We start from the raw sequence: 26705 nt of genomic DNA, 5'->3' as shown, positions 1-26705 counted from the left end.
CACATGCCACTTGCTCGTCGCGGCCCCTTCCAGGAACACCGCGGAACCGGCTTTGCCGGGCCGCAGGTGTTGCCCCTGCAAGGGGGTTGGCGAAGCGACACGAAGTGCGCGAAGCCTGGGGGTGATCCTGTTTACAGTTCGTAGTCTTGTTGGTGGCCGCTCAGGGCCTTGGCGATCAGGTTGCGGTCGAGTCGGTCGGAGAGCAGCTCGGCGAACTTGAACACGAAGTTGCGCAGGTACGCACTGCGCTTGAACGCGACCCGCGCAATATTCTGGCCGAACACATGGCCCATCGGTCGCACCACGAGGTCGGCGTTCGACTCGTCGCGCACCGCCATCTCGGCCACGATGCCCACGCCCAGCCCCAGGCGCACGTAGGTCTTGATCACGTCGGAGTCGATGGCCTCGAGTGCGATGCGCGGGGTGAGCTTCTTCTGCGCGAAGGCGTGGTCGATGCGCGTGCGGCCGGTGAACGAGGGGTGGTAGGTGATGATCGGCTCGCTCGCCAGGTCTTCGAGCGAGACGCGCTCCTTGGAGGCCAGCGGGTGGTCCTTGGGCAGCACCAGCACGTGCTGCCATTCGTAGCAGGGCAGGGTCACCAGCTCGGCGTAGCCGTCGAGCGACTCGGTGGCGATGCCGATCTCGGCGATTTCGTCGATCACCATGCGCGCCACCTGGTCGGGCGAGCCCTGGTGCAGGCTGACGTTGACCTTGGGGTAGGCCTCGCGCAGGTTGGCCACGGGCACCGGCAGCACGTAGCGCGCCTGGGTGTGGGTGGTGGCGATGGAAAGCGTGCCGCTGTCCTGTGCGCTGAACTGCTCGCCGATGCGCTTGAGGTTGCCCACCTCGCGCATGATCAGTTCGATGCTGGCGATGACGTGCTGGCCGGGTTCGGTGACGCGCTTCAGCCGCTTGCCGTGGCGCGCGAAGATCTCGACGCCCAGTTCTTCCTCGAGTTCGATGATGGCCTTGGAGACCCCGGGCTGCGAGGTGTGCAGTGCCTTGGCCGCCTCGGTGAGGTTCAGGTTGCGCCGCACGGCTTCCTGAACAAACTTGAACTGATGCAGATTCATATCAAATTCCGTCTTATTGCGGAATTCATTATGCCTTCGGAATCTATCGAAATTGCCGAATGTTCATGATTTGACCGCAATCCGGGCCAGGAGATCGACCAGTTCTGGCTCTTCGCCAACGATGCGAGCGAGCGAGAAGCCGATGGCGGGCCAGCGTTGGCGCAGCGCCTCGACCTGCAGCGGCAGGTCTTCGCGCGCGTGCTTGCCCATGCCGAGGAAGAGCGGAACCACCCGGATGGCGGTGGCGCCGCCGCCGATCAGCGTCTCGACTGCGGTGGGCAGGTCAGGCGTGGCCAGCTCCATGTAGGCGCAGGCCACGAGGGCGTCGGGATCGTCGGCGCGCACCCGCTGGGCGACGGCCTCGATGGGCTGGCGCCAGCGCTCGTCGCGCGAGCCATGCGCCAGCAGGACGATGCCCCGGATGCCCTGGTCTGCGGTCATCGTCGCAGCACCAGCCAGCTGAAGGCCGTGAGCGACATCACCGAGTAGATCAGCCCCGGCGCCGCCGCAGTGAGCCATGGCGACCAGTTGCTGAGGTTGCCCAGGTAGCCGAACACGTTGTTCAGCAGGAAGAAGCTGATGCCGATCATCACGCCGCCGAACACGTAGGTCGTGATGCCCGACTGGCGGAAGTGCAGGTAGGCGAAGGGCAGGGCGAGCACCACCATCACCAGGCACGACAGCGGGTAGAACACCTTGCGCCAGAACTCGATCTCGTAGCGCTGCGCGGTCTGGCCGTTGGCGTCGAGGTGGCGGATGTAGTCGAACAGGTCGATCGTGCTCATCCGGTCGGGTCGCAGCAGCGCCACCGACACCATCTCGCCGGTCAGCGAGGTCGGCCAGTTCAGCTGCGGGATCTTGGTGGTGACGATGTGCGCCTGCTCGGCCGAGCTGCGCGTGTCGTATTTCTGCTCTTCCACGCCGGTGAGCATCCAGTGGCCGTCGTTGCCGATGGCGGCCGAGGCCGCGGTGATCTGTGTCTTGATGTAGCCGTTCTCGTCGAACTCGAAGATGCGCGGGCTCTTCAGCGCGCCCTTGCGGTCGATGGCCAGCACGTTCACCGCGTAGGAGACGTTGTCGCGCTTCTCCTTGAGCCAGGCGCCGGTGTTGCCGGCCAGCGAGTAGGTGCCCTGGTACTTGGCCTTCAGCAGCTGGCCGGTGCGCTCGGACAGCGGCGCGACGTAGTCGCCGATGGCGAAAGTCAGCACCACGAAGCCGATGCCCATGAGCAGCAGCGTGCGCAGCGCGCGCCAGGGACCCAGCCCGCTGGTGCGCAGGATGGTGTATTCGGAGCTCTGCGCCAGCCGGGCCATCACGAAGATCGAGCCGATCAGCACCGTGATCGGCAGCAGCTCGTAGAGATGGCTCGGGACCAGCAGGGCCACGTAGACGAGCGCCTGCGCGGGTCCGTAGTTCAGGCTGTCCGGCTTGCCGATGGACTGGAGTTCGTCGACGAAGTCGAAGAAGAAGAAGAGGCTCAGGAAGCCGAGCGTCACGAACGCGACGGCCTTCAGCACCTCGACGTAGATCAGGCGTCTTATCGTTTTCACGTGGGTTCGATCCTGGGAGCGGAAGGCGGCATGGCCGGGGTGGCGGACGGGCTCCTCCTGATCCGGCGTCCCCAGTTGTTCTGGCGGGCGCCGAGCCATGCCAGGTTGATCAGAAGCACGCCGCCGTGCAGCAGCAGCATGAAGCCACCCATGCCGAACTTGCCCGAGCTGATCCAGCTCTGGCCGAGGTTGAGCATGTTGTAGTAGACGACGAAGGCGAAGAGGGCGAGCAGGAGGTTGCCGCTGCGGCCCACGCGTGGATTGCCGCTGGAGACGTTCAGCGCCAGCAGCACGAAGTTGATGGCCGCCAGGAGCATGCCGATGCGCCAGGCCAGCTCGCCGCGACTCGCATCGCTCGCGTCGGTCAGCAGCGACAGCGTGGTGCGCGCGCGCGGAGGCGTCGCGTCTCCCGTGAGGCCGGAGCTTCCGCCGGCACGCGTACCGTAGGTCTTGAATTCGCTGATCTTCAGGCCGGTGGCGGTCATCGGCTGCTCGAGCCGCTGGCCGTTGTTGAGCAGCAGGTAGCGCGAATCGCCGATGTTCTCGATGCTGCCGCTGCGCGCCGAGGTCGTGATCTGCATGTTGCGCTCGATCGACCAGATGAAGACGTTGGTGGCCCTGGAGTTGTCGGGCGTCTCCTTGTCGATGAAGAACACGCGCACCCGGCCGGCGGATTCGCGGAATTCACCCGGAGCCACGCGCTCGATGTCGCTGCGCTGCTCGTACTGCTTGCGCATGCCGATGGTCTGCGAATTGGCCCAGGGCCAGCCCACCAGCGCCATCACGGCGATCAGGATCAGCACCGGCCAGGCGAAGCGGAACAGCGGCTTGACGAAGTCGGCCATGCCCTGTCCGCTGGAGAGCCAGATGACCATTTCGCTGTCGCGGTACATGCGCGACAGGGTGCCGACGATGGCGATGAACAGGCTCAGGCTCAGGATGGTCGGCATGTAGCCGAGCACCGTGTAGGCCATCACCAGGAACACCTCCTGCGGATTCACACTGCCCTTGGACGCGAGCCCGAGGGTGCGGATGAGCATCATGGTCATCACGATGGTGACCAGTACCACGAGGGTCGCTCCGAAGCTGCGGGACAGCTCCTTGCGTAGGGAAGAATGGAATAACATCGTTCGAGGAAAAAAAGGATTATGGACTTTCAACTCAAGACCCTCACCGTCGCCCAGGCCGCAGCCGAGAAATCCGATGTCCTGATCGTGCTCGTCGGCAGCGCTCCCATCACTTCCAAAGACCCGCTTTCCGTGCTCGCCGCCAGCGCCCGCAAGGCCGGCGACCTGCCCGACAAGGCCGGCAAGCTGCTCGGCCTCTACCGTCCTGAAGACGTGGTCGCGGGCCGCGTGGTGCTCGCCGCCATCGGTGACGGCAAGCCCGCCTCGGTGCGCAGCGGGGTCGCGGCGGCAATCAGTGCCGCCAAGGCGCAGGCTCCCAAGCGCGTGACCCTGGCCTTCGCGCAGCCCGCCGATGGCGCGGCGGTGGCCGCAGCCGTCACCGCGGCGGCCGACGCCAGCTATGTCTACACCACCACCAAGTCGAAGGCCGAACCCCGCAGCATCCGCCAGCTGACCATCGGCGTGGCCGACGCCGGGGCGGTCTCCGCCGCCTTCGACGAAGCCCGCGCCACCGTCCGGGGCATCGAACTGGCCAAGGAATGGGGCAACCGCCCCGCCAACCACGCCACGCCCACGCTGCTGGGCGAGGCAGCAAAGGAGTTGGCGAAGCTGCCGAACATCAAGTGCGAGGTACTGGGGCCGAAGGAAGTCGAGAAGCTCGGCATGGGCTCCTTCGCCGCCGTGGCGCAGGGCTCGGCGCAGCCGCTGCGCTTCATCGTGCTGCGCTACCACGGCGCGCCCAGGAGCCAGGCACCCGTGGTGCTGGTCGGCAAGGGAATCACCTTCGACACCGGGGGCGTCTCGCTCAAGCCGGCGGCCGAAATGGACGAGATGAAGTTCGACATGTGCGGCGCGGCCAGTGTGCTCGGCACCTTCCGCGCGCTGGGCGACATCCAGCCCGCCATCAACGTGGTCGGCCTCATCCCCTCGTGCGAGAACATGAACGACGGCCGTGCCGTGAAGCCGGGCGACGTGGTGACCAGCATGAGCGGCCAGACCATCGAAGTGCTCAACACCGACGCCGAGGGCCGGCTCATCCTGTGCGACGCGCTGACCTACGCCAAGCGCTTCGAGCCCGCCGCCGTGATCGACATCGCCACGCTGACGGGCGCCTGCGTGATCGCCCTGGGCGGCGTGCGCAGCGGCCTGTTCGCCAGCGACGACACGCTGGCAGCCGCGCTCGAAGCCGCCGGCGAAGCCTCGCAGGACCGCTGCTGGCGCATGCCCCTGGACGACGACTACGCCGAGGGCCTGAAGAGCAACTTCGCCGACGTGGCCAACATCGCCGGCCGCGCGGGCGGCGCCATCACCGCCGCCAAGTTCCTGCAGCGCTTCACCAGCGACTTCGCATGGGCGCACCTGGACATCGCCGGCACGGCCTGGAAGAGCGGGGCGGCCAAGGGCTCGACCGGCCGGCCAGTGGGGCTGCTGGTGTCCTACCTCATGGGCCGCGCGGGCAGCGCCGACGCAGCGGGCAAGGCCGACGGTGCCAAGGCGAAGTCCGGCAAGAAGGCCGCCAAGGCCGCCGCGGCTCCCGCTGGAAAGACCCGGACCGAGAAGTGACCGAGATCGGCTTTCACTACAACGCGCGCGACAAGCTGAACTACGCCTGCCGGCTGGTTCGCAAGGCCGTGAACACGCGCGGCCTGCGCGTGGTGGTGGTGGGCGATGCGCGCTCGCTCGATGTGGTCGATGCGGCGCTCTGGCAGCTGTCGCCGGTGGACTTCGTCGCGCACTGCCGCGACGATGCGCCGGCCCACGTGGTCGCGCGCTCGGCCGTGGTGCTGTCGTCGCAAGGCGCCGACGCGGCCTCGCTGCCGCACCGCGAGATGCTGGTGAACCTGGGCCTCGAAGTGCCCGCGGGCTTCGAGCGCTACGAACGCATGATCGACATCGTGAGCGACGAGGCCAACGACCGGCAGCTCGGCCGGTCGCGCTGGCGCCACTATGCCGATCGTGGCTACACCATCCAGCCGCACGACTTCGCAAAGAGTTCCTGACATGGCCAGCACGCTGCGCACGCCGCCCCGGTTCGTTCCCACACTGACGACGGTGCTCGACATTCCCGCGGAGCCCGCGAGTCCCGAGCCGCAGGCAGAGCCGGTGCCCCAGCCCGACCCCGCGAACTCGATGGCATTGCCGCCTGCGGCACAGCTATCGCAGGCGGAAATCGTCAGCCTCGAAGAGCAGTTGCTGCACCGCGTCCTGCAGCGCGTCGACCTATCCCTGGAGGAGCGTTTGAGCGACACCGTGTCAGCTGCCGTTCAGCATCAACTCGATGCGATGGTGCCGCGTCTGCGCAATGAAATCGAGGCTGTTCTGCGTGCGCTCGTGATCGAGGCAATGGCCGCGGAACTCAGCGAAAACACCGGGTCTACGCCAGCTTCCGGGGCCTGAATACTGGGCTAAACTGCGCCGCAGGTCGGAAGGGCGTGAGGGTGCCGCTGGTCTGCGGCGCGAAACTTGCGAGGTCTGCGCGCCCGGATCACACGACCGGTGTTTTTATTCTTTTCATCCAAGTTCTGGAGGTTCCCATGCAATTGAAATGGACTGCGGTCGCACTGGCTGCAATCACGCTTGTGGCTTGCGGCAAGAAGGAAGAAGCCGCTGCCCCTGCGGCAGCGCCCGCGCCAACGGCCGCGGCCCCGGCTGCTGCGCCTGCACCCGCACCTGCCGGAGACACCCTGGTCGTCAAGATCGGTCACGTGGCACCTACCAGCGGTCCCATCGCCCACCTCGGCAAGGACAACGAGTTCGGCGCCAAGATGGCCATCGAAGACCTGAATGCAAAGGGCATCAAGATCGGCGACAAGGTCGCCAAGTTCGAACTGGTTCCCGAAGACGATGCTGGCGACCCGAAGCAGGGCACGGCCGTCGCCCAGAAGCTCGTGGACGAAAAGGTCAATGGCGTTGTCGGTCACCTGAACTCCGGCACCACCATCCCCGCCTCCAAGCTGTATAGCGACGCTGGCATTCCGCAGATCTCGCCTTCGGCAACCAACCCGAAGTACACCCGCCAGGGCTTCAAGACCACCTTCCGCGTCGTGGCTGACGACACGCAACTCGGCGGCACGCTGGGCAAGTACGCCGTCGAAACGCTCAAGGGCAAGAACATCGCCGTGATCGACGACCGCACCGCCTACGGCCAGGGCGTCGCAGAAGAATTCGAGAAGTCGGCCAAGGCAGCTGGCGCCACCATCGTGGGCCACGAGTTCACCACCGACAAGTCGACCGACTTCAACGCCATCCTGACCAAGCTGAAGGCTGCCAAGCCCGACGTCCTGTTCTTCGGCGGCATGGACGCCGTGGGCGGCCCGATGCTCAAGCAGGTCAAGCAACTCGGCCTGAACGTCAAGTTCATGGGCGGCGACGGCCTGTGCACCGGCGAACTGCCGAAGCTGGCTGGCGATGCCATCGGCGAAGACATGGTGGTGTGCGCTGAAGCCGGCGGCGTCGACGGCGACTTCAAGCAGCCCCTGGAAGACTTCAAGGCCAAGTTCAAGACCAAGAACGGCGTGGACGTGCAGATCTATGCACCGTACGTGTACGACGCGGTCAACGTGCTGGCAGAAGCCATGGTGAAGGCCGGTTCGTCCGACCCCGCCAAGTACCTGCCCGAAGTCGGCAAGGTCCAGTACAAGGGCGTGACCGGCCCAATCGCCTTCGACGAGAAGGGCGACATCAAGAACGGCGCCCTGACGCTGTACACCTACAAGGGTGGTGCGCGTACCCAGATCGCCGTGGTGCGTTGATTCGCTCCAGCCGAAAAGAGAAAAGGGCCTTCGGGCCCTTTTTCATTCCCGCTCTGTTTGCGGGGGCTGTGGATCAGAGTGGCGTCAGAGCGGCGCCAGGCCAGACGGACGGTTGGCGTTGCAATATTCGATGAAGGCGTCGAGGTCCCGCGACTTGTCGAACACCGCGTCGGCGCCCAAGGCGGTGCAGCGCGCCCGGATGTCGGCCGTCACGTAGTTGCTGAGGACCACGACCCGCTGGCTGGGCTTGCGCTCCTTGCAGCCGCCGAGCACGCCGAGGCCAGAGCCTTCCTTCAGGAACAGGTCGACGATGAGCAGTTGCCAGTCGTCGGGATGCGCAGCGAGCCAAGCGAGGGCGTCGCTCTCGGTCTCGGCGAAGCCGACCACACGGCCATTGACCAAATCCTCGAGTGCCGGGACCAGGTTGTCCCTGATGGTCTTGTTGTCCTCGACGAGGAACGTGATGAGGGCCATGCCGTGGTTTCGCTTTGAGAACGAATAGCGTAGCGTGCCTGACGCTGCCCACGCGTAGGAGAAAGGATATGGACGCGGTGCGCCGCCCCGTCAGTCCGAACCCTCGGCGCGGATCTTCGCCTTGAGCTTCTCGGCCAGCGCCTGGCTTTCGTCGCGCTCGGCCGTCACCTCGAGCCGTTTCTCGATTTCCTCGCTCAGGGCCGCATTCACCTCGGCGAGCTTCTCGGCAGACTGGGCCAGCTTTTCCTCCAGCTGGCTGGTGTGCTCGATGGCCTGCGCCACCTCGCCGACCTGCACTTCCTCGGGCAGCTCCTGCTCGAGCACCGTGTTCACCACGGCGAGGTTGTCCGATGCCCGCTGCACTTCGGCGGCCACCTGCTCGCTCTTCTCGAGGGTGTGGTCCAGCGTTGTGGTGCCGCGCGGCGGGTTTTTGGGTTTTCCGGCCATCGGAGTTCCTTAGGGGGGCTTGGAAGTAGAACCTTTGGATCGTACTGCCAGACGAGGGGCTCGGGAGGCCATGGCTGGTTGTTGCAAAGCAACGCATTGCCTTTCAAGCCGAGGGCGCGACCCGGATGGCAAAAACAAAAAAGCCCAGGTGCTTTGGGCAACCTGGGCTTCTTGTTTCTCTGGCGGAGCAGGCGGGATTCGAACCCGCGGAGGGCTATTAACCCTCACACGCTTTCCAGGCGTGCGACTTAAACCGCTCATCCACCGCTCCGAAGCCCACGATTGTAGCAGTCAGATCAGCCCTGATTCGCCTGACCTTGCGCCGAAGACTTGCCGGCCTGCACCATCCGCATCGCCGAAGCGATGAGCGAGGCGGTCTCGGTCATGTTGCTCGGCACAATCAGCGTGGTCTTGGAGTCGGCCGCGACCTTGCCGTAGGCGTCGACGGCGCGCTCGGCCACCTTGAGCTGCACGGCCTGCTCGCCGCCCGGCTGGCGGATGGCGGCCGCCACCCGCTCGATGGCATCCGCCGTCGCCGCTGCCACCGCCGTGATGGCCGCTGCCTCACCCTGGGCGTTGTTGATCTGCGCCTGCTTCTCGCCCTCGGAACGGGCGATGAAGGCCTCGCGCTCGCCGGTGGCGATGTTGATCTGCTCCTGGCGGCGGCCTTCCGAAGCCGCGATCAGCGCGCGCTTCTCGCGCTCGGCGGTGATCTGGCGCTGCATCGCCTGCAGGATTTCCTTCGGCGGCGTCAGGTCCTTGATCTCGTAGCGCAGCACCTTCACGCCCCAGTTCAGCGCCGCCTCGTCGATCGCCGCCACCACCTGGGCGTTGATGACATCGCGTTCCTCAAAGGTCTTGTCGAGTTCCAGCTTGCCGATCACGCTGCGCAGCGAGGTCTGGGCGAGCTGCGTCACGGCCACGATGTAGTTCGACGAGCCGTAGCTGGCACGCATCGGGTCGGTCACCTGAAAGTACAGGATCCCGTCGACCTGCAGCTGCGTGTTGTCGCGCGTGATGCAGATCTGGCTGGGCACGTCGAGCGGGATTTCCTTCAGGCTGTGCTTGTAGGCCACCCGGTCGATGAACGGGATCAGGAAGTTGGGGCCGGGCGTCATCGTGCCGTGGTACTTGCCCAGCCGCTCGCGGATCCAGGCGTTCTGCTGCGGCACGAACTTGACCGACTGGCTGATGAAGATGATCGCGATGACCAGGATGATGAGGGGTACCGAAAATTCCATGGTGCGCTTCCTTTTCTGAGTTCTACCTACGACTGACTGACTAAACCTTGTCGACCACCAGCCGGCTGCCGACCACCTCGACCACGCGATGCTCGCCGGTGGAAGGCGTACGCCCCGCACGCTGGACCACCGTCCACTGAGCGCCCCGGTAGCGCACGGTCGCCGTGCCGTCGGCGTTCCAGGCATCGACCTGCACGCTCTCGCCGATGTCGAGGTTCACGTCGCGGTTGGCTTCGGTGGGCGGGGCAGGGGGGCGCCTGCGCTGGATCGTGTACCAGACCAGCACGGCCCCCACGCCGATGACGGCCGCCACGATCAGCTGAGTGACGGTGCCGAAGCCCAGGTGCGCGGAGATCGCCGCAGCCGCGAAGCCCGCCGCCAGCAGCAGGAGATAGACGGTGCCCGAGAGCAGTTCGAGCACGATGGCCGCCCCCGCGATCAGCCACCAGACAGTGGAATTTGCCATGTCGACTCCTCGTTTTTGCTTGTTCGATGCGCGCCATTCTGAGGCATCCGATCCAAGCGCTTGTCCTACGTAGGGATACTGGGCAGGAAAGGGAAAAACCGGTCTTGTCCGACGGCACCGGATGTCTTGCGCGAAGCTGACCGGATCCGTCATCCGAATTCCGTACACTTCGCGCCTCGCTACATTGCCCTGTGTGTCCTTTCCAGCCTGACCGTCCGGAGCCCCGCTCATGAAATTCCGCTTTCCCATCGTCATCATCGACGAGGACTTCCGCTCCGAAAACACTTCGGGCCTCGGCATCCGCGCTCTCGCGCAGGCCATCGAGACGGAAGGTTTCGAGGTGCTGGGCGTCACCAGCTACGGCGACCTGAGCCAGTTCGCCCAGCAGCAAAGCCGCGCCAGCGCCTTCATCCTGTCGATCGACGACGAGGAGTTCACCATCGGCCCCGACCTCGACCCGGCCGTGCTGAACCTGCGCACCTTCATCGGCGAAGTGCGGCGCAAGAACGCCGACGTACCGATCTACATCTACGGCGAGACAAAGACCTCGCGGCACCTGCCCAACGACATCCTGCGCGAGCTGCATGGCTTCATCCACATGTTCGAGGACACCCCCGAGTTCGTGGCGCGCCACATCATCCGCGAGGCCAAGAGCTACCTCGAGAGCGTGCAGCCGCCGTTCTTCAAGGCGCTGATCGACTACGCGGAAGACGGCTCCTACTCGTGGCACTGCCCGGGCCACTCGGGCGGCGTGGCCTTCCTGAAGAGCCCCGTGGGCCAGATGTTCCACCAGTTCTTCGGCGAGAACATGCTGCGCGCCGACGTCTGCAACGCCGTGGAAGAGCTGGGCCAGCTGCTCGACCACACGGGCCCTGTGGCGGCCAGCGAGCGCAACGCGGCGCGCATCTTCAACGCCGACCACTGCTTCTTCGTGACCAACGGCACCAGCACCAGCAACAAGATGGTGTGGCACCACACGGTGGCGCCGGGCGACGTGGTGGTGGTCGACCGCAACTGCCACAAGTCGATCCTGCACGCGATCATCATGACCGGCGCGATTCCGGTGTTCATGAAGCCCACGCGCAACCACTTTGGCATCATCGGCCCCATTCCGAAGAGCGAGTTCGAGCAGAGCGCCATCAAGGCCAAGATCAAGGCCAACCCGCTCTTGGCCGACGTGGACGCCGACAAGGTCAAGCCGCGCGTGATGACGCTCACGCAGTCGACCTACGACGGCGTCATCTACAACACCGAAACCATCAAGAACATGCTCGACGGCTACGTCGACACGCTGCACTTCGACGAGGCATGGCTGCCGCACGCGGCCTTCCACCCGTTCTACGGCGCCTACCACGCGATGGGCAAGCGCCGGGTGCGTCCGAAGGAGTCGCTGGTGTTCGCCACGCAGTCCACCCACAAGCTGCTGGCCGGCATCAGCCAGGCCAGCCATGTGCTGGTGCAGGACTCGCAGAACCGCCAGCTCGACCGCGACCTCTTCAACGAGGCCTATCTGATGCACTCGTCGACCAGCCCGCAGTACGCGATCATCGCGAGCTGCGACGTGGCCGCCGCCATGATGGAGCCGCCCGGCGGTACCGCGCTGGTGGAAGAGAGCATCCTCGAGGCGCTGGACTTCCGCCGCGCCATGCGCAAGGTCGAGGAGGAGTTCGGCAAGGACGAGTGGTGGTTCAAGGTCTGGGGCCCCGAGAAGCTCGTCGAAGAGGGCATCGGCCGTGCCGAAGACTGGATCATGCACGGCGAGAAGAACGGCCAGCAGAAGACCGGCAAGGGCAAGAACTCGTCGCGCAACTGGCACGGCTTCGGCGAGCTGGCCGACGGCTTCAACATGCTCGACCCGATCAAGTCGACCATCGTCACGCCGGGCCTGGACCTCGAAGGCAACTTCGCCGAGACCGGCATCCCGGCCAGCGTCGTGACCAAGTTCCTTGCCGAGCACGGCGTGATCGTGGAGAAGACCGGCCTCTACAGCTTCTTCATCATGTTCACCATCGGCATCACCAAGGGCCGCTGGAACACGCTGCTGACTGCGCTGCAGCAGTTCAAGGACGACTACGCGCGCAACCAGCCGATGTGGCGCATCATGCCGGAGTTCTGCCAGCAGCACCCCGGTTACGAACGCCTGGGCCTGCGCGACCTGTGCCAGCACATCCACCAGCTGTACGCGCGCTACGACGTGGCCCGCCTCACGACCGAGATGTACCTGAGCGACCTGACGCCGGCCATGAAGCCCAGCGACGCCTTCGCCCACATCGCGCACCGCAAGACCGAGCGCGTGGAAATCGACGACCTCGAGGGCCGCATCACCACCAGCCTGATCACGCCGTACCCGCCGGGCATTCCGCTGCTGATCCCGGGCGAGGTGTTCAACAAGAAGATCGTCGACTACCTCAAGTTCTCGCGCGAGTTCAACACGCAGTGCCCGGGCTTCGAGACCGACATCCACGGCCTCGTGGCGCGCGTCGACGAGACGGGCAAGAAGCGCTACTACGCGGACTGCGTCAAGGAATCCAGGTAAGGGGCGAGAGGGCTGATCAGGGCTGATTGGCCAGCCCAGCAGCCGGCCAATCAGCCTTCGCGCACCCGCATGAAGCGTGCGAAGCGGGGCAGGCCCTTGGCGGTCAGGCCGTTGTAGCGGTAGGTCACCCAGGTGCCGATGGCGGGCGGATTCTCTCGCTCGGCATCGGTCAGGCCGGTGCCGAGCCTGAAGCGTTTGCCTTCGGGCGTCTCGACCACCAGCGCGCCCAGCCGGGTGCTGTGCCTGCCCTTGCCGGGCAGGTGCTCGATCACTCGGGCTTCGGCGTCCTCGTAGGGCTTGACCTTGAGCAGGTCGTTGCCACGTTCGCCCTTGTAGAGCGAAGCCCCGCGGTGGAGCATCAGGCCTTCGCCGCCCATCTTCACCGTCTTGTCGAGCAGCGCCTGCAGGGCTTCGTGCGTGGTGGCGCGCTCCTGTGGCACGGGCACGACCCACGGCGCGTCGGTGATGGGCAGCAGCCTGCGCAAGGCAGCCAGCCGCGTCGTGAAGTCGCCGGGCTGCGCAGGCAGGTCGAAGACCATGTAGCGCATCTCGTGCCAGGCGATGTCGTTGGGCGTCTGGTTGCGTGCGGTCGACACCGCGTGCGCGAACCGGCCCCGGCCGGCCCAGAGCTCGCCGTCGAGCGGCTGCTTCGGCAGTGGAGTGGTGAACCATGCCGGGGCGACGATGCGCTCGCCGCCGCGCGTCCAGAGCTGCCTGCCGTCCCAGAAGGCGCGCACGCCGTCGTACTTCTCGCTGACCCAGTAGTCCGCCAGCGACATGTCCCGGCGGTAGGTCTCGGCCAGCATCAGCGGCGGCGCGGGCTCGCGCGCGAGCGCGGCCGGCGCGATGGCCAGGCCGAAAGCGGCAAGCAGCAGGGAGCGGCGGTTCAACACGATGCTATGAAATAGAGAGCAAAAAAAGCAAGGCCGCTTGCGCGGCCCGTCTTGGTGGGCGTTGGGCGGGCTACTCGGCCATGCCTCCGACCACGTTGCTGAAGCCGCCGTCCACGTAGGTGATCTCGGCAGTCACGCCGCTGGCCAGGTCGCTCAGCAGGAAGGCGGCGACGTTGCCCACTTCCTCGATGGTCACGTTGCGCCGGATCGGCGATGCGTCGGCCACGGCCGCCAGCATCTTGCCGAAGCCCTTGATGCCGCTGGCCGCCAGCGTTTTGATCGGGCCCGCGCTGATGCCGTTGACGCGCATGCCCTTCGGGCCCAGCGAGGCGGCCGTGTAGCGCACCGAGGCTTCGAGCGAAGCCTTGGCCAGGCCCATGGTGTTGTAGTTGGGCAGCGCGCGCTCGGCACCCAGGTAGGTCAGCGTGAGCAGGGCCGACTTGTCGTTGAGGTAGGGCAGGGCCGCCTTGGCCATGGCCGGGAAACTGTAGGCGCTGATGTCGTGCGCGACCTTGAAACCCTCGCGCGAGAGCCCGTCGAGGAAGTCCCCCGCGATGGATTCGCGCGGCGCGAAGCCGATGCTGTGCACGAAGCCGTCGAACTTGGGCCAGGTTTGGGCGAGGTCGGCGAAGAGCTTGTCGATCTGGGCGTCGTCGCTCACGTCGCAGTCGAAAATCAGCTTCGAGCCGAAGTCTGCGGCATATTCGGTGATACGGTCCTTGAATCGCTCGCCGACGTAGCTGAAGGCGAGCTCCGCGCCCTGGTCGTGACAGGCCTTGGCAATGCCATAAGCAATGGAGCGATTGCTCAGTACACCGGTGATCAGCAGTTTCTTGCCCGAAAGAAAGCCCATGGGGTTGCCTTGTGAAAATCTTGGGCAGAATTCTCGCATGCGAGGTTGGCTGCTTCTGACGATGGCTCTCTTGGCGCCCACCTCGTGGGCGGCACACGGTCTGGGCATGGGCTACGAGCCCAAGTACCCGGCGTCCTTCAAGAATTTCGACTACGTGAACCCCGACGCCCCCAAGGGCGGCGACCTGGTCCTGTCGTCCAGCGGGAGCTTCGACAAGCTCAATCCGTTCACGCTCAGGGGTGTGCCGCCGGTGGGCATGGGCTACAGCTCCAACGGTTTCGTGTTTTCCGAGTACGGCCTGGTCTTCGACTCGCTGATGACGCCCAGCGAGGATGAACCCTTCTCCAACTACGGCCTGCTCGCCGAGGACGTTCAGCTGGCGCCGGACCGCCTGAGCGTCACCTTCCGCCTGAACCCGAAAGCGAAGTTCTCCGACGGTTCCCCTGTGCTCGCGAAGGACGTGAAGTACTCCTTCGACACCCTGATGAGCAAGCAGGCCGGCCCGACCTTCCGCTCCTACTGGGTGGACATCAAGGACGCCGTGGTGGTCGGGGAGCGCACGATCCGCTTCGATTTCAAGCGCCAGAACTCCGAGTTGCACATGATCATCGGCCAGTTGCCGGTGTTCTCCAGCGCCTGGGGCAAGGGCAAGCCCTTCGACCAGATCGTGAGCGAGCCGCCGATCGCCAGCGGGCCCTACGTGGTGGACAAGGTCGATTTCGGCAAGTACATCTCGTACCGCCGGCGGACGGACTACTGGGCCGCCGATCTGCCGGTACGCAAGGGCATGTTCAATTTCGGCTCGGTGTCCTACCAGTACTTCAAGGACAAGCTCGGCGAGGAAGAGTCGCTCAAGGCCGGCTCGCTGGACGCGATGGAAGAGGGCTCGATCATCGCCTGGGTGCGTCGCTACAAGGGCCGCCGCTTCGACTCCGGCGAGCTGATCAAGGAAGAGATCTCGCACCGCCGCTTCACCGGCATGCAGGGCCTGGTGCCCAACCTGCGGCAGCCCCGCTTCCAGGACATGCGCGTGCGTCAGGCACTCGCGCTGGCCTTCGACTTCGACTGGCTCAACCAGCATCTGTTCTATGGGCGCCGGGCGCGCACCACGAGCTACTTCCAGAACAGTGACGACCTGATGGCGCAGCCCGATGTCACTCCGGAAGAGCAGGCGCTCATGGATCACCTGAAAAACAGGCAGCGCTACATCGACAACACCAGGGGCGAGCTGCCGCGCCCGGCCGCAAGCGGAGACACGGCCGAGGGCCTGCGCCGCAACCTCGTGCGCGCGCAGGAACTGCTGCGGGAGGCGGGCTGGACCTACAGGAACGGCGCCCTGCGCGACAAGGACGGCACGCCCTTCGTCATCAACTTCGACATCGCGGATCGAAGCTCGGGCGTGGTGCTCGCGCCTTACGCGCGCAACCTCGCCAAGCTCGGGATCACGCTCGACTACCGCCTTCGCGATCCGAGCCTGCTGAAGAAGAAGCAGGACGACCTCGAGTTCGACATGGCCATCAACATCGCCGGTGGCTCGTCGAGCCCGGGCAACGAGCTCTTCGACGACTTCGGCTCCAAGTCGGCCAACGAGAAGGGCAGCCAAAACCTTGGCGGCATCAGCGATCCGGTGATCGATGAGATCCTGGAGGTGATCGTCAACTCCCCCGACCGCAAGTCGCTTGCCGCTGGCGCGCGCTTGCTGGACCGTTACTTGCTCCACCAGAACTACGTGATCCCGATGTACTACGGCAAGCAGTATTTCATTGCCCACAAGCGCAAGCTGCGCCGGCCGGAGGCCCCGCTGCCGCAGCGCCTGCTCGCCGGCTCGGCGATGCTGACGATGTGGTGGATCGACCCCGCCGCGAAGTAGCCGGGCGGACGGACCAGCAACCCATAAGCAAACCGAGACACGAGCAGACCAGACCGCATGGCCGCCTACCTCCTCAGACGCCTTCTGCTGATCATTCCCACGCTGTTCGGGGTGCTGCTGATCAATTTCATCATTGTCCAGTTCGTTCCGGGCGGCCCCGCCGAGCAACTGCTGTCGCAGCTGACGAACAAGGAGAACCGCATCTCCGGCGGTCCCGCCGGGCGCGCCCTCGATGCCAGGCAGGTGGCGGAAATCAAGGCGCTCTATGGCTTCGACAAACCGGCGCCGGAGCGTTTCTGGCAGATGCTCAAGCAGTTCGCCAGCTTCGACCTGGGCAAGAGCTTCTTCCAGAGCAAGGACGTATGGCAGCTCATCAAGGAGAAGCTGCCAGTCTCCATCAGCCTCGGGCTCTGGACCTTCTTCATCAGCTACCTCATAGCGGTGCCGCTCGGCGTGGCAAAGGCGGTGCGCGCTGGTTCGCGCTTCGACTTCCTGACCACGCTTCTGGTGCTGGTCGGCTATGCCATTCCGGGCTTCGTGCTGGGCGTGGCGCTACTGGTGATCTTCGGCGGCCAGCTCCAGTGGTTCCCGTTGCGCGGGCTGACCTCGCCGAACTGGGAGTCGCTGAGCTGGGGCGCGCGAATCGTCGATTACCTGTGGCATATCACCCTGCCGGTCACGGCGATGGTGCTCGGCAGCTTCGCGATCACCGCGATGCTCACCAAGAATTCCTTCCTGGAGGAAATCCGCAAGCAGTACGTGCTGACGGCGCGCGCAAAGGGGCTGGCCGAGCGCCAGGTCCTGTGGAAGCACGTGCTGCGCAATGCGCTGATTCCGATCATCACTGGCTTCCCGGCGGCGTTCATCGGCGCCTTCTTTGCGGGTGCGCTCCTGATCGAGACGCTGTTCTCGCTCGACGGCATGGGCCTTCTGAGCTACGAGAGCGTTCTGCGGCGCGACTACCCGGTGTTCCTGGGCACGCTCTATCTGTTCACGCTGATCGGACTGGTGACCAAGCTCATCTCCGATCTCTGCTATGTCTGGGTCGATCCGAGGGTGAAGTTTGACTGACAAGAAGAACGAAGCACCCGCCGTGGTGTCGGTGAGCCCGGGGCGCCGCGCCTGGCGCCGCTTTCGCCGCAATCCGCTCGGGTTCTGGAGCCTGGTGATCTTCTCGGCGCTTGTGGTGCTGAGCCTTTTCGCCGACGTGCTGTCCACCGACAAGCCGCTCATCGTGCGCTACGAGGGGCAGACCTATTTCCCTGTACTGCGCGACTATTCCGAGAAAACCTTCGGCGGCGATTTCGAGACGCCGACCGACTACCTCGATCCATTCATCGAGCAGCGCATTACGCAGGGCGGCAACTGGGCGATCTACGCGCCCAACCGCTACGGTCCCAGCACGCTCAACTACTTCTCGAAGCCGCCGAACCCCGCGGCGCCCTCGGGCGAAAACCTGCTCGGCACGGACGAGCGGGGGCGTGACCTGCTGGCGCAGCTGATCTACGGTTTCCGCGTGAGCGTGCTGTTCGCGCTGGCGCTCACGGTGATCGGCGTGGTGCTGGGCGTTGCGACCGGCGCGGTACAGGGCTTCTTCGGTGGCAAGACCGATTTGACCTTCCAGCGACTGATCGAGATATGGAGCGCGATGCCGGAGCTGTACCTGCTGATCATCTTCAGCGCGATCTTCACGCCCAGCGTGGCGCTGCTGCTGATTTTGCTGAGCCTGTTCGGCTGGATGGGGCTGTCCGACTACGTTCGTGCCGAGTTCCTGCGCAACCGGCAGATGGACTACGTGCGCGCGGCAAGGGCGCTCGGCGTGGGCAACCTGCAGATCATGTGGCGTCACATCCTTCCCAACAGCATGGTGCCGGTCGTTACCTTCCTGCCGTTTCGCATGAGCGCGGCGATCCTTGCGCTGACTTCGCTCGACTTCCTCGGGCTCGGCGTGCCGCCCGGTACGCCGTCGCTGGGCGAGTTGCTGAGCCAGGGCAAGGGCAACATCGATGCCTGGTGGATTTCGCTGTCGACCTTCGTTGTGCTGGTCGTCACGCTCATGCTGCTGACCTTCATGGGCGACGCCCTGCGCGACGCTCTCGATCCCCGGAAGGCCGATAAGTGATGAGCAGCGACGCACAACAATCCGCCGGCAATCGGCAGCCTCTTCTCGAAGTGGATGGCCTTCGCATCGCCTTCGGCGGCAAGGAGGTGGTGCACGGCATCGACTTCCGGATGGCCGCGGGCGAGAAGCTTGCGCTCGTCGGCGAATCGGGCTCGGGCAAGACCGTCACCGCACTGTCGCTACTGCGGCTGGTGCAGAACGCCGAGCTTTCGGGCAGCGCCCGGCTCTTCGGCAACGGGCAGAAGGAGCAGAAACAGCAGGCGTCGCGCGACCTGTTGTCGATCCCCGAGCGTCAACTGCGCGGCATCCGCGGCAAGGAGATCGCCATGATCTTCCAGGAGCCGATGACCGCGCTGAACGCGCTCTACACCGTGGGCGACCAGATCGCCGAGGTGCTCGAGCTGCACGAGGGCCTCTCGAAACGGGAGGCGCAGGCGGCGGCGGTCCAGCTGCTGGCCGATACGGGCATTCCCGAGCCGGCGCGGCGGGCCAGGGCGTTTCCGCACCAGCTCTCGGGAGGCCAGCGCCAGCGCGCGATGATCGCCATGGCGCTCGCCTGCAAGCCGCGCCTGCTGCTGGCCGACGAGCCGACCACCGCACTCGACGTGACCGTGCGCGCGCAGATCCTCGACCTGCTCGCCGACCTCCAGCGCAAGCACGGCATGGCGGTGCTGCTCATCACGCACGACCTGAACCTGGTGCGCCGCTTCGCCGATCGCGTGGTGGTCATGGAAGGCGGCCGCATCGTCGAGCATGGCCGGGTGGCCTCGGTGTTCGAGGCGCCGCAGCATCCCTACACGCGCAAGCTGATCGACAGCCATCCCGAGCGTGACGTGGCAGCCGTGGCCGTGAACGCCGGCACGTCGCCGCTGATCGAGGCGAAGGCGCTGCGCGTGAGCTATCCGGTGCCGAAACCGGGTTTTGCCGGCTGGTTCGGCAAGGGCGAATTCGTGGCGGTGCAGGGCGCCGATTTCCGCATCGCGCCCGGCGAGACGCTGGGCGTGGTCGGCGAGTCGGGCTCGGGCAAATCGACACTGGCGCTGGCAGCGCTGGGATTGCTGAAGCACAAGGGCGCGCTCACGGTCGTCGGCAAGGGCTGGGCGATGGACCGGGCCTCCGACCTGGCGCTGCGCCGGGTGATGCAGGTGGTGTTCCAGGATCCGTTCTCCTCGCTTTCTCCGCGCATGACGGTGGAGCAGATCGTGGGCGAAGGGCTGCGGGTGCATGCGCCGGAGCTGGGAGTCGAGGCGCGCCGCGCGCGTGCGCTGGCCGCGCTGGCCGACGTCGGCCTGACGGAGGCGCAGTTTCCGGCGCTGCTTGATCGCTATCCGCACGAGTTCTCGGGCGGGCAGCGGCAGCGGCTGGCGATCGCCCGGGCGCTGATCGTCGATCCGCAACTCCTGGTGCTCGACGAGCCCACGAGCGCGCTCGACGTCACGATCCAGAAGCAGGTGCTGGGCCTGCTGCAGCGGCTGCAGCGTGAGCGGGGGTTGAGCTACCTGCTGATCACGCACGACGTGGAGGTGATCCGTGCGATGGCGCACAACGTCATCGTGATGAAGGACGGCGCCATCCTCGAAACCGGGCGGGTCGAACAGGTGCTGGACGCGCCCGAGCACCCCTATACGAAGAAGCTGGTGGCCGCCGCGCTGCTGGAATAAGACGGAGACTGCAAGAAGAATGTCGGAAATCGGACGTGACCGGCGCGGTGCATGGCGCGCGGCGCTTGCCTGCATGGTCACCCTCGCGGTGGCGATGGGCCTGGGGCGCTTCGCCTTCACGCCCATGCTGCCCATCATGCTGCACGAAGGAAAGCTCGAGTTGGCTGCCGGCGGGGTGCTGGCGTCGCTCAACTACCTGGGCTACTTCCTCGGCGCCGTGAGCTGCGCGGCGATCGGCATCAAGGCATCGAGCATGGTGCGCGGCGGCCTGCTGGCCACGGCCGCGCTGCTGGTGGGCATGGGGCTGCTGCACAGCTTCGCGAGTTGGGGCGTGTTGCGCACGGCGGCGGGCGTGATGAGCGCCTGGGTCTTCGTCTTCGCCTCGGGCTGGGGGCTGCGCCGGCTGGCGGAGACGAATGCGCCGACGCTGGCCGGAGTGATCTATACGGGGCCGGGGATAGGCATCGCCATGACCGGGCTGCTGGGCGGTGCGCTGGGGCGGTGGGGCTCGGACGCGGGCTGGATCGGGCTGGGCATCCTCGCGGTGGTGCTGATCGCCCTGATCTGGCGGGTGTTCGACGACGGCGAAATTGCGCCGGCCGGCGGTGCGGCGGCTCCGGCGCCGGCTGCGGCGGCCCGCATTGCCGGGCCGGACGACCGCAGCGACGCGATCTGGCTGGTCGTGCTCTACGGACTGGCGGGCTTCGGCTACATCATCACGGCCACTTTCCTGCCGGTGATCGCCCGGCAGGCGCTGCCGGGGTCGTCCTGGCCGGATTTCTTCTGGCCGCTGTTCGGGGCGGCCATCATTCCGGGCGCGTTGATCGGCGCCCGTGCCCCTGCGCATTGGGACAACCGGCTGCTGCTGGCTGTGGCCTACGCGCTGCAGGCGCTGGGCGTGGTGCTTTCGGTGGCATGGCCCAGCATTCCTGGGTTCGCTCTGGGCAGCCTGCTGTTGGGCATGCCGTTCACCGCCATCACTCTTTTTGCGATGCGGGATGCGCGCCGGCTGCGCGGCAACGCGGCGGCGGGGCTGATCGGCTATGCGACGGCCTCGTACGGGGTGGGGCAGATCGTCGGGCCGCTGTTCGCCGCGCCGCTGGCGCAGCGGACCGGGTCGTTCCAATTGCCCTTGCTGGTTGCGGCGGCTGCGTTGGCGCTCGGGGCGGTGCTATTCGCCTTCGTCTGGTTCAAATCGCGCCGCGCGGCCGTGGGGCCCCCCCAATAGCGTGTCAGGGCGCTTGGAAGCCCTTCATTAATTGCGCAAATAGCATATAATTCGAGGCTCACGACCAAACGGGCGGGTACCAACCGCCCGTTTTTTTTGGTCCATCCATTCCGGGCTTTCATTCATGGCTATCTGGCATCCGTGGCGGGCGGATGGCAGGGCCGGGCATTTAAAAAGGCACTTTCGAACACGTGGCATTGCAGCAAGTAGTGGAACAAACCGTGGCCGGCCTCGGCTACGACCTGGTCGAGATCGAACGTTCGGCCGGGGGATTGCTGCGCGTGACGATTGATTTGCCCTGGAAAGCCCCCACCTCCGAAGCTGTGGCCGCAGGGCTGCCGGAACCTTTCGTCACGGTCGAGGACTGCGAAAAGGTCACGCGCCAGCTGCAATTCGCGCTCGAGGTCGATGGCGTCGATTACAAGCGGCTCGAGGTGTCCTCGCCGGGTATTGACCGGCCGCTTCGCAATGAGCAGGATTTCGAGCGTTTCGTGGGCGAGGTGATCGACATCACGCTCAAGGCGCCGATGGGCGCCGCCGCGGCCGGCCAGGTGGCGGCCAACCGCAAGAAGTTTCGCGGCACGCTGGAGCGGGCCGCACAGGTAGAGGGCGCCGGCGCCCCGGGCTGGCAGATCGTCTGGAGCGATGCGCCCGAGCCCAAGCCGGGTCAAAAAGTGAGCAAGAAGCGCGCGCCCGCAACGCTGCAGGCGCTCGGCTTCGCGCTGGACGAGCTGCGCGAGGCGCGGCTCGCGCCAATTGTGGATTTCAAGGGCCGCAAGGCCAGAACCCAGCCGGGTTTTTCGGATATTGACGACGGAACGCAGGTTCCGGACTGACCAGAGGAGTGGTGGCATGAATCGCGAAATGTTGATGTTGGTGGATGCGATCTCGCGCGAGAAGAACGTCGAGCGCGACGTGGTCTTCGGCGCGGTCGAGTCCGCGCTGGCGCAGGCCACCAAGAAGCTCCATCAGGGCGATGTGGACATCCGCGTCTCGGTCGATCGCGACAGCGGCGACTACGAAACCTTCCGCCGCTGGCACGTCGTGCCCGACGAGGCCGGCCTGCAGCTGCCCGACCAGGAAATCCTGCTGTTCGAAGCCAAGGAAGAAATGCCCGACATCGAGGTCGGCGAGTACATCGAGGAGGCCGTCGACTCGGTGCCCATCGGCCGCATCGGCGCCATGGCCGCCAAGCAGGTGATCCTGCAGAAGATCCGTGACGCGGAGCGCGAAATGCTGCTCAACGACTTCATGTCGCGCGGCGACAAGATCTTCGTCGGCACCGTCAAGCGCCTGGACAAGGGCGACATCATCGTCGAGGCCGGCCGCGTCGAAGGCCGTCTGCGCCGCAGCGAAATGATCGCCAAGGAGAACCTGCGCAACGGCGACCGCGTGCGCGCCATGATCATGGAGGTCGACCTGACGCTGCGCGGCGCGCCGATCATCCTGTCGCGCTCGGCGCCCGAGTTCATGATCGAGCTGTTCCGCCAGGAAGTGCCCGAGATCGAGCAGGGCCTGCTCGAAATCAAGAGCTGCGCCCGCGACCCGGGCTCGCGCGCCAAGATCGCCGTGCTCTCGCACGACAAGCGCGTCGACCCGATCGGCACCTGCGTCGGCGTGCGCGGCACCCGCGTCAACGCCGTGACCAACGAACTGGCCGGCGAGCGCGTGGACATCGTCCTGTGGAGCGAAGACCCCGCCCAGTTCGTGATCGGTGCGCTGGCTCCGGCCAACGTGTCGTCGATCGTGGTCGACGAAGAGAAGCACGCCATGGACGTGGTGGTCGACGAGGAGAACCTCGCCATCGCCATCGGCCGCGGCGGCCAGAACGTGCGCCTGGCTTCCGACCTTACCGGCTGGAAGATCAACATCATGGACGCCAACGAGTCGGCCCAGAAGCAGGCGAGCGAAACCGACGCCAGCCGCAAGCTCTTCATGGAGAAGCTCGACGTCGACGAGGAGATCGCCGACATCCTCATCTCGGAAGGCTTCAACAGCCTCGAGGAAGTGGCCTATGTGCCGATCTCCGAGATGCTGGAGATCGAGGCGTTCGACGAAGACACCATCAACGAGCTGCGCGCGCGTGCCAAGGATGCGCTGCTGACCATGGAGATCGCCAAGGAAGAGGGCGTCGAGTCGCAGTCCGCGGTGTCGCAGGACCTGCGCGACCTCGAAGGCCTGAACCCCGAGCTGATTCCCAAGCTGCACGAAGCGGGCGTGAACACCCGTGACGACCTTGCCGACCTCGCGGTCGATGAACTCACCGAGATCACCGGCCAGAGCGCCGATGACGCCAAAGCCCTCATCTTGAAGGCCCGCGAACACTGGTTCGCCGGCCAAGAGTGACGGTCATGGAGGCACGAAACCAATATGTCCAGTACCACTGTCGCCGAGTTCGCGAACGAGCTCAAGAAGACTCCCGAAACCTTGCTTGACCAGCTCAAGAGCGCAGGCGTGCCCAAGGCTTCCGCCGCCGACGCCCTCACCGAGGCCGACAAGCAGCGCCTGCTCGGCCACCTGAAGGCCAGCCACGGCACTGTCGAGCCCGAGCGCAAGAAGATCACGCTGACCAAGAAGTCGACCAGCGAGATCAAGCAGGCCGACTCCACCGGCCGCGCCCGCACCATCCAGGTCGAGGTGCGCAAGAAGCGCACCTTCATCCAGCGCGACGACGGCCACCTGGCCGCCGCCTCCGAGACGACGCCTGCCGCCGTCGAGGCGCCCGCTGCGGCTCCCGCGGCCCCTCGCATCGACGAGGCCGAACTGGCCCGCCGCGAGGAAGAGGCACGCCGCCAGGCCGAACTGATCCGCCGCCAAGAAGAAGAACTGGCCGAGAAGCGCCGCCAGCGCGAGGAGGCCGAGGCACGCGAACGCGAGCAGGCCGAGAAGGCTGAAAAAGCCGAGCAGGAAGCTGCGCGCGCCGCCGCCGAAGCAGCCGAGAAGAAGGCTGCCGCTGCGGCCGCGGCTGCTGCTGCCGCCGCCAAACCGGTCGCTGCCCCTGCGCCTGCGGCTGCCGCGGTCAATGCTGCCGCCGATGCTGCTGCTGCCGAAAAGGCAGCAGCCGAGCAGAAGGCCGCCCAGGCCAAGGAAGACGCGAAGGCCAAGGCCGCCGCCGAATCCAAGGCCCGCGCCGAGGAAGAAGCCGCGCGCGCCCGCGATCTGGACGAGCGCCGCCGCAAGGCCCTGGCCGAGGCCGAGGCCATCCGCGCCATGATGAACGCGCCTGCCCGCGTGCTGGTGCCGCACAAGGCGCCCGAGAAGCCGCAGGCCGAAAAGGCTGGTGGCGTCAAGGGCACGCTGCACAAGCCGACCGCTCCGGCAGCGCGCGCGGGTGCGCCCGCGGCTCCTGGCGCTGCAGCGGCTCCCGCCGCGCCCGGCAGCGGCAAGGAAGTCAAGTCCGCGAAGCTCTCGTCGAGCTGGGCTGGCGATCCGGCCAAGAAGAAGGAAATCAAGACCCGCGGCGACGCCAGCGGCGGCGTGGGCCGCAGCAACTGGCGCGGTGGCCCGCGCGGCCGCCGTGGCAACGACCGCGGAGGCCATGAAGAGCAGCACGTGCCGGCCGCACCGGTCGAGGCACGCGTGCTCGAAGTGCACGTGCCCGAAACCATCACCGTGGCCGAACTGGCGCACAAGATGGCCGTCAAGGCGCAGGAAGTCATCAAGCAGCTGATGAAGCTGGGCCAGATGGCGACCATCAACCAGTCGCTCGACCAGGACACCGCCATGATCCTGGTGGAGGAAATGGGCCACAACGCGGTGGTCGCCGCGCTGGACGACCCCGAAGCCTTCACCGACGAGGACGTGTCGGCGCAGATCGCCGAGCCGCTGCCGCGCGCTCCGGTCGTGACCGTCATGGGTCACGTCGACCACGGCAAGACCTCGCTGCTGGACTACATCCGCCGCGCCAAGGTCGCCGCGGGCGAAGCCGGCGGCATCACGCAGCACATCGGCGCCTACCACGTGGAAACCGAACGCGGCATGGTGTCGTTCCTCGACACCCCGGGTCACGAGGCCTTCACGGCCATGCGTGCCCGCGGCGCGCAGGCAACCGACATCGTGATCCTGGTGGTGGCGGCCGACGACGGCGTCATGCCCCAGACCAAGGAAGCCATCAAGCACGCGAAGGCTGCTGGTGTGCCGATCGTGGTCGCGATCAACAAGATCGACAAGCCCGATGCCAACCTGGACCGCGTGAAGCAGGAACTGGTGGCCGAGGAAGTCGTGCCCGAAGAGTACGGCGGCGACGTTCCGTTCGTCGGCGTGTCGGCCAAGACCGGCCAGGGCATCGACGACCTGCTCGAGCAGGTGCTGCTGCAGGCCGAAGTGCTGGAACTCAAGGCGCCGGTGGATGCCGCCGCCAAGGGCCTGGTCATCGAAGCCCAACTCGACAAGGGCCGCGGCCCGGTCGCCACCGTACTGGTGCAGTCCGGCACGCTGAAGACCGGCGACGTGGTGCTGGCCGGCTCGACCTACGGCCGCGTGCGCGCCATGCTGGACGAAGACGGCAAGCCGACCAAGTCCGCGGGTCCGTCGATCCCGGTCGAGATCCAGGGCCTGACCGAAGTGCCGCAGGCCGGCGACGAGTTCATGGTGATGGGCGACGAGCGCCGTGCGCGGGAAATCGCCACCTACCGTGCCGGCAAGTTCCGCAACACCAAGCTGGCGAAGGCCCAGGCCGCGAACCTGCAGAACATGTTCACCGACCTGTCGGCGGGCGAAGTGCAGACGCTGCGCATCATCATCAAGGCCGACGTGCAGGGCTCGCAGGAAGCGCTGTCGCAGTCGCTGCTCAAGCTGGCGACGGACGAGGTCAAGGTGCAGGTGGTCTACGCCGGCGTTGGCGGCATCAGCGAAAGCGACATCAACCTCGCCATCGCCTCGAAGGCGGTCGTGATCGGCTTCAACGTGCGCGCCGACGCCGGTGCGCGCAAGCTGGCCGAGAGCAACGGCGTGCAGCTGAACTACTACAGCATCATTTACGACGCCGTGGACGAGATCAAGGTCGCGATGTCGGGCATGCTGGCGCCGGAGCGCCGCGAGGAAATCATCGGCTCGGCCGAGATCCGCACGGTGTTCGTTGCCTCGAAGATCGGTACGGTCGCGGGTTCGTACATCACCTCGGGTTCTGTCAACCGCAGTGCGCATTTCCGCCTGCTGCGCGACAACGTGGTGATCTACACCGGCGAGATCGACTCGCTCAAGCGCATGAAGGACGACGTGCGCGAAGTCCGCGAAGGCTTCGAGTGCGGTATCAAGCTCAAGAACTTCAACGACATCAAAGAGGGCGATCAGCTCGAATTCTTCGAGATCAAGGAGATCGCTCGCACGCTGTAAAGCGCGCCGCGATATCGGGCTCATTGCCGCGTTGCAGCCGTCTTGCCGTACTGAAGTACTGTCTGCGACGGCGCGCCT

23 protein-coding genes and 1 tRNA gene are annotated in these 26705 nt (G+C 65.9%); 13 read left to right on the top strand and 11 right to left on the bottom strand.

Features of this window, described 5'->3' with window-relative positions; all coding sequences use genetic code 11:
* Positions 1–131: 131 nt before the first annotated feature.
* From ACAM57_RS16795 to lptF, 4 genes are all read right to left on the bottom strand, one after another.
* Positions 132–1073, bottom strand: a complete 942-nt coding sequence (locus ACAM57_RS16795; protein WP_125950822.1) for a CysB family HTH-type transcriptional regulator — start codon at positions 1071–1073, stop codon at positions 132–134.
* Between the two features lie 63 nt (positions 1074–1136).
* Positions 1137–1514, bottom strand: coding sequence for a sirohydrochlorin chelatase (locus ACAM57_RS16790; RefSeq protein WP_369658224.1), 378 nt, complete (start codon positions 1512–1514; stop codon positions 1137–1139).
* Complete coding sequence (gene lptG / locus ACAM57_RS16785) at positions 1511–2623, bottom strand: LPS export ABC transporter permease LptG (RefSeq protein WP_126019490.1); 1113 nt, start codon at positions 2621–2623, stop codon at positions 1511–1513. The genes ACAM57_RS16790 and lptG overlap by 4 nt, the downstream gene beginning before the upstream one ends.
* A complete protein-coding gene (gene lptF / locus ACAM57_RS16780; RefSeq protein WP_369658223.1) occupies positions 2620–3750 on the bottom strand; it encodes an LPS export ABC transporter permease LptF in 1131 nt (376 codons plus the stop codon). Before lptF ends, lptG begins: the two co-directional genes overlap by 4 nt.
* A gap of 21 nt (positions 3751–3771) precedes the next feature.
* Between lptF and ACAM57_RS16775 the strand changes: the two genes are divergently transcribed.
* From ACAM57_RS16775 to ACAM57_RS16760, 4 genes are all read left to right on the top strand, one after another.
* Positions 3772–5313 (top strand): leucyl aminopeptidase, encoded by a 1542-nt coding sequence (locus ACAM57_RS16775; RefSeq protein ID WP_369658222.1) that lies wholly within the window; start codon positions 3772–3774, stop codon positions 5311–5313.
* The gene (locus ACAM57_RS16770; RefSeq protein WP_369658221.1) at positions 5310–5750 is read left to right on the top strand and encodes a DNA polymerase III subunit chi; all 441 of its coding nucleotides are present in this window, start codon (positions 5310–5312) and stop codon (positions 5748–5750) included. The genes ACAM57_RS16775 and ACAM57_RS16770 overlap by 4 nt, the downstream gene beginning before the upstream one ends.
* Before the next feature lies 1 nt (position 5751).
* The gene (locus tag ACAM57_RS16765) at positions 5752–6147 is read left to right on the top strand and encodes a hypothetical protein (protein WP_369658220.1); all 396 of its coding nucleotides are present in this window, start codon (positions 5752–5754) and stop codon (positions 6145–6147) included.
* A 137-nt stretch (positions 6148–6284) separates the two neighbouring features.
* The gene (locus ACAM57_RS16760) at positions 6285–7502 is read left to right on the top strand and encodes a branched-chain amino acid ABC transporter substrate-binding protein (RefSeq protein WP_126019500.1); all 1218 of its coding nucleotides are present in this window, start codon (positions 6285–6287) and stop codon (positions 7500–7502) included.
* A gap of 84 nt (positions 7503–7586) precedes the next feature.
* On the opposite strand, the gene ACAM57_RS16755 is transcribed toward ACAM57_RS16760, so the two are convergent.
* From ACAM57_RS16755 to ACAM57_RS16735, 5 genes are all read right to left on the bottom strand, one after another.
* Complete coding sequence (locus ACAM57_RS16755) at positions 7587–7976, bottom strand: response regulator (RefSeq protein ID WP_126019503.1); 390 nt, start codon at positions 7974–7976, stop codon at positions 7587–7589.
* Positions 7977–8066: 90 nt separating this feature from the next.
* Positions 8067–8423: a hypothetical protein gene (locus tag ACAM57_RS16750; protein WP_126019505.1), complete on the bottom strand. Its 357-nt coding sequence runs from the start codon at positions 8421–8423 to the stop codon at positions 8067–8069.
* Between the two features lie 180 nt (positions 8424–8603).
* Positions 8604–8694: transfer RNA gene (locus tag ACAM57_RS16745), tRNA-Ser, on the bottom strand.
* 25 nt (positions 8695–8719) lie between these two features.
* Positions 8720–9664 carry an SPFH domain-containing protein gene (locus ACAM57_RS16740; RefSeq protein WP_369658219.1) on the bottom strand — a complete coding sequence of 315 codons (945 nt, stop codon included), beginning with the start codon at positions 9662–9664 and terminating at the stop codon, positions 8720–8722.
* A gap of 40 nt (positions 9665–9704) precedes the next feature.
* The gene (locus ACAM57_RS16735; protein ID WP_126019510.1) at positions 9705–10130 is read right to left on the bottom strand and encodes an NfeD family protein; all 426 of its coding nucleotides are present in this window, start codon (positions 10128–10130) and stop codon (positions 9705–9707) included.
* A gap of 229 nt (positions 10131–10359) precedes the next feature.
* On the opposite strand from ACAM57_RS16735, the gene ACAM57_RS16730 reads away from it, so the two are divergent.
* Entirely contained in the window at positions 10360–12666 is a 2307-nt protein-coding gene (locus ACAM57_RS16730) for an arginine/lysine/ornithine decarboxylase (RefSeq protein WP_126019512.1), read from the top strand.
* Between the two features lie 50 nt (positions 12667–12716).
* Here the strand turns inward: ACAM57_RS16730 and ACAM57_RS16725 are convergent, their stop codons facing one another.
* Positions 12717–13559, bottom strand: coding sequence for a DNA ligase (locus ACAM57_RS16725; protein WP_369658218.1), 843 nt, complete (start codon positions 13557–13559; stop codon positions 12717–12719).
* Positions 13560–13629: 70 nt separating this feature from the next.
* Positions 13630–14412, bottom strand: coding sequence for an enoyl-ACP reductase FabI (fabI, locus tag ACAM57_RS16720; protein ID WP_126019517.1), 783 nt, complete (start codon positions 14410–14412; stop codon positions 13630–13632).
* Between the two features lie 61 nt (positions 14413–14473).
* Between fabI and ACAM57_RS16715 the strand changes: the two genes are divergently transcribed.
* The 8 genes from ACAM57_RS16715 to infB all read left to right on the top strand — a co-directional run bounded on the left by ACAM57_RS16715 (position 14474) and on the right by infB (position 26627).
* Complete coding sequence (locus ACAM57_RS16715; RefSeq protein ID WP_260319275.1) at positions 14474–16282, top strand: extracellular solute-binding protein; 1809 nt, start codon at positions 14474–14476, stop codon at positions 16280–16282.
* Positions 16283–16339: 57 nt separating this feature from the next.
* The gene (locus ACAM57_RS16710; protein WP_126019520.1) at positions 16340–17353 is read left to right on the top strand and encodes a microcin C ABC transporter permease YejB; all 1014 of its coding nucleotides are present in this window, start codon (positions 16340–16342) and stop codon (positions 17351–17353) included.
* Positions 17346–18404 (top strand): ABC transporter permease, encoded by a 1059-nt coding sequence (locus ACAM57_RS16705; protein WP_240650478.1) that lies wholly within the window; start codon positions 17346–17348, stop codon positions 18402–18404. The genes ACAM57_RS16710 and ACAM57_RS16705 overlap by 8 nt, the downstream gene beginning before the upstream one ends.
* Positions 18404–20065, top strand: coding sequence for an ABC transporter ATP-binding protein (locus ACAM57_RS16700; protein WP_369658217.1), 1662 nt, complete (start codon positions 18404–18406; stop codon positions 20063–20065). Before ACAM57_RS16705 ends, ACAM57_RS16700 begins: the two co-directional genes overlap by 1 nt.
* Before the next feature lie 19 nt (positions 20066–20084).
* Complete coding sequence (locus tag ACAM57_RS16695) at positions 20085–21293, top strand: YbfB/YjiJ family MFS transporter (protein ID WP_369658216.1); 1209 nt, start codon at positions 20085–20087, stop codon at positions 21291–21293.
* Between the two features lie 191 nt (positions 21294–21484).
* Positions 21485–22129: a ribosome maturation factor RimP gene (gene rimP, locus ACAM57_RS16690; protein ID WP_126019526.1), complete on the top strand. Its 645-nt coding sequence runs from the start codon at positions 21485–21487 to the stop codon at positions 22127–22129.
* A 16-nt stretch (positions 22130–22145) separates the two neighbouring features.
* Positions 22146–23639 (top strand): transcription termination factor NusA, encoded by a 1494-nt coding sequence (gene nusA, locus ACAM57_RS16685; protein ID WP_184638110.1) that lies wholly within the window; start codon positions 22146–22148, stop codon positions 23637–23639.
* A gap of 24 nt (positions 23640–23663) precedes the next feature.
* Entirely contained in the window at positions 23664–26627 is a 2964-nt protein-coding gene (infB, locus tag ACAM57_RS16680; protein WP_184638108.1) for a translation initiation factor IF-2, read from the top strand.
* The last annotated feature ends 78 nt before the right edge of the window (positions 26628–26705 follow it).

The sequence above is a fragment of the Variovorax sp. V15 genome (assembly GCF_041154425.1).
Lineage (GTDB): Bacteria > Pseudomonadota > Gammaproteobacteria > Burkholderiales > Burkholderiaceae_C > Variovorax > Variovorax guangxiensis.
The sequence above is the reverse complement of the archived record's forward strand: the minus strand, read 5'-3'. Positions and strand labels throughout refer to the sequence as shown.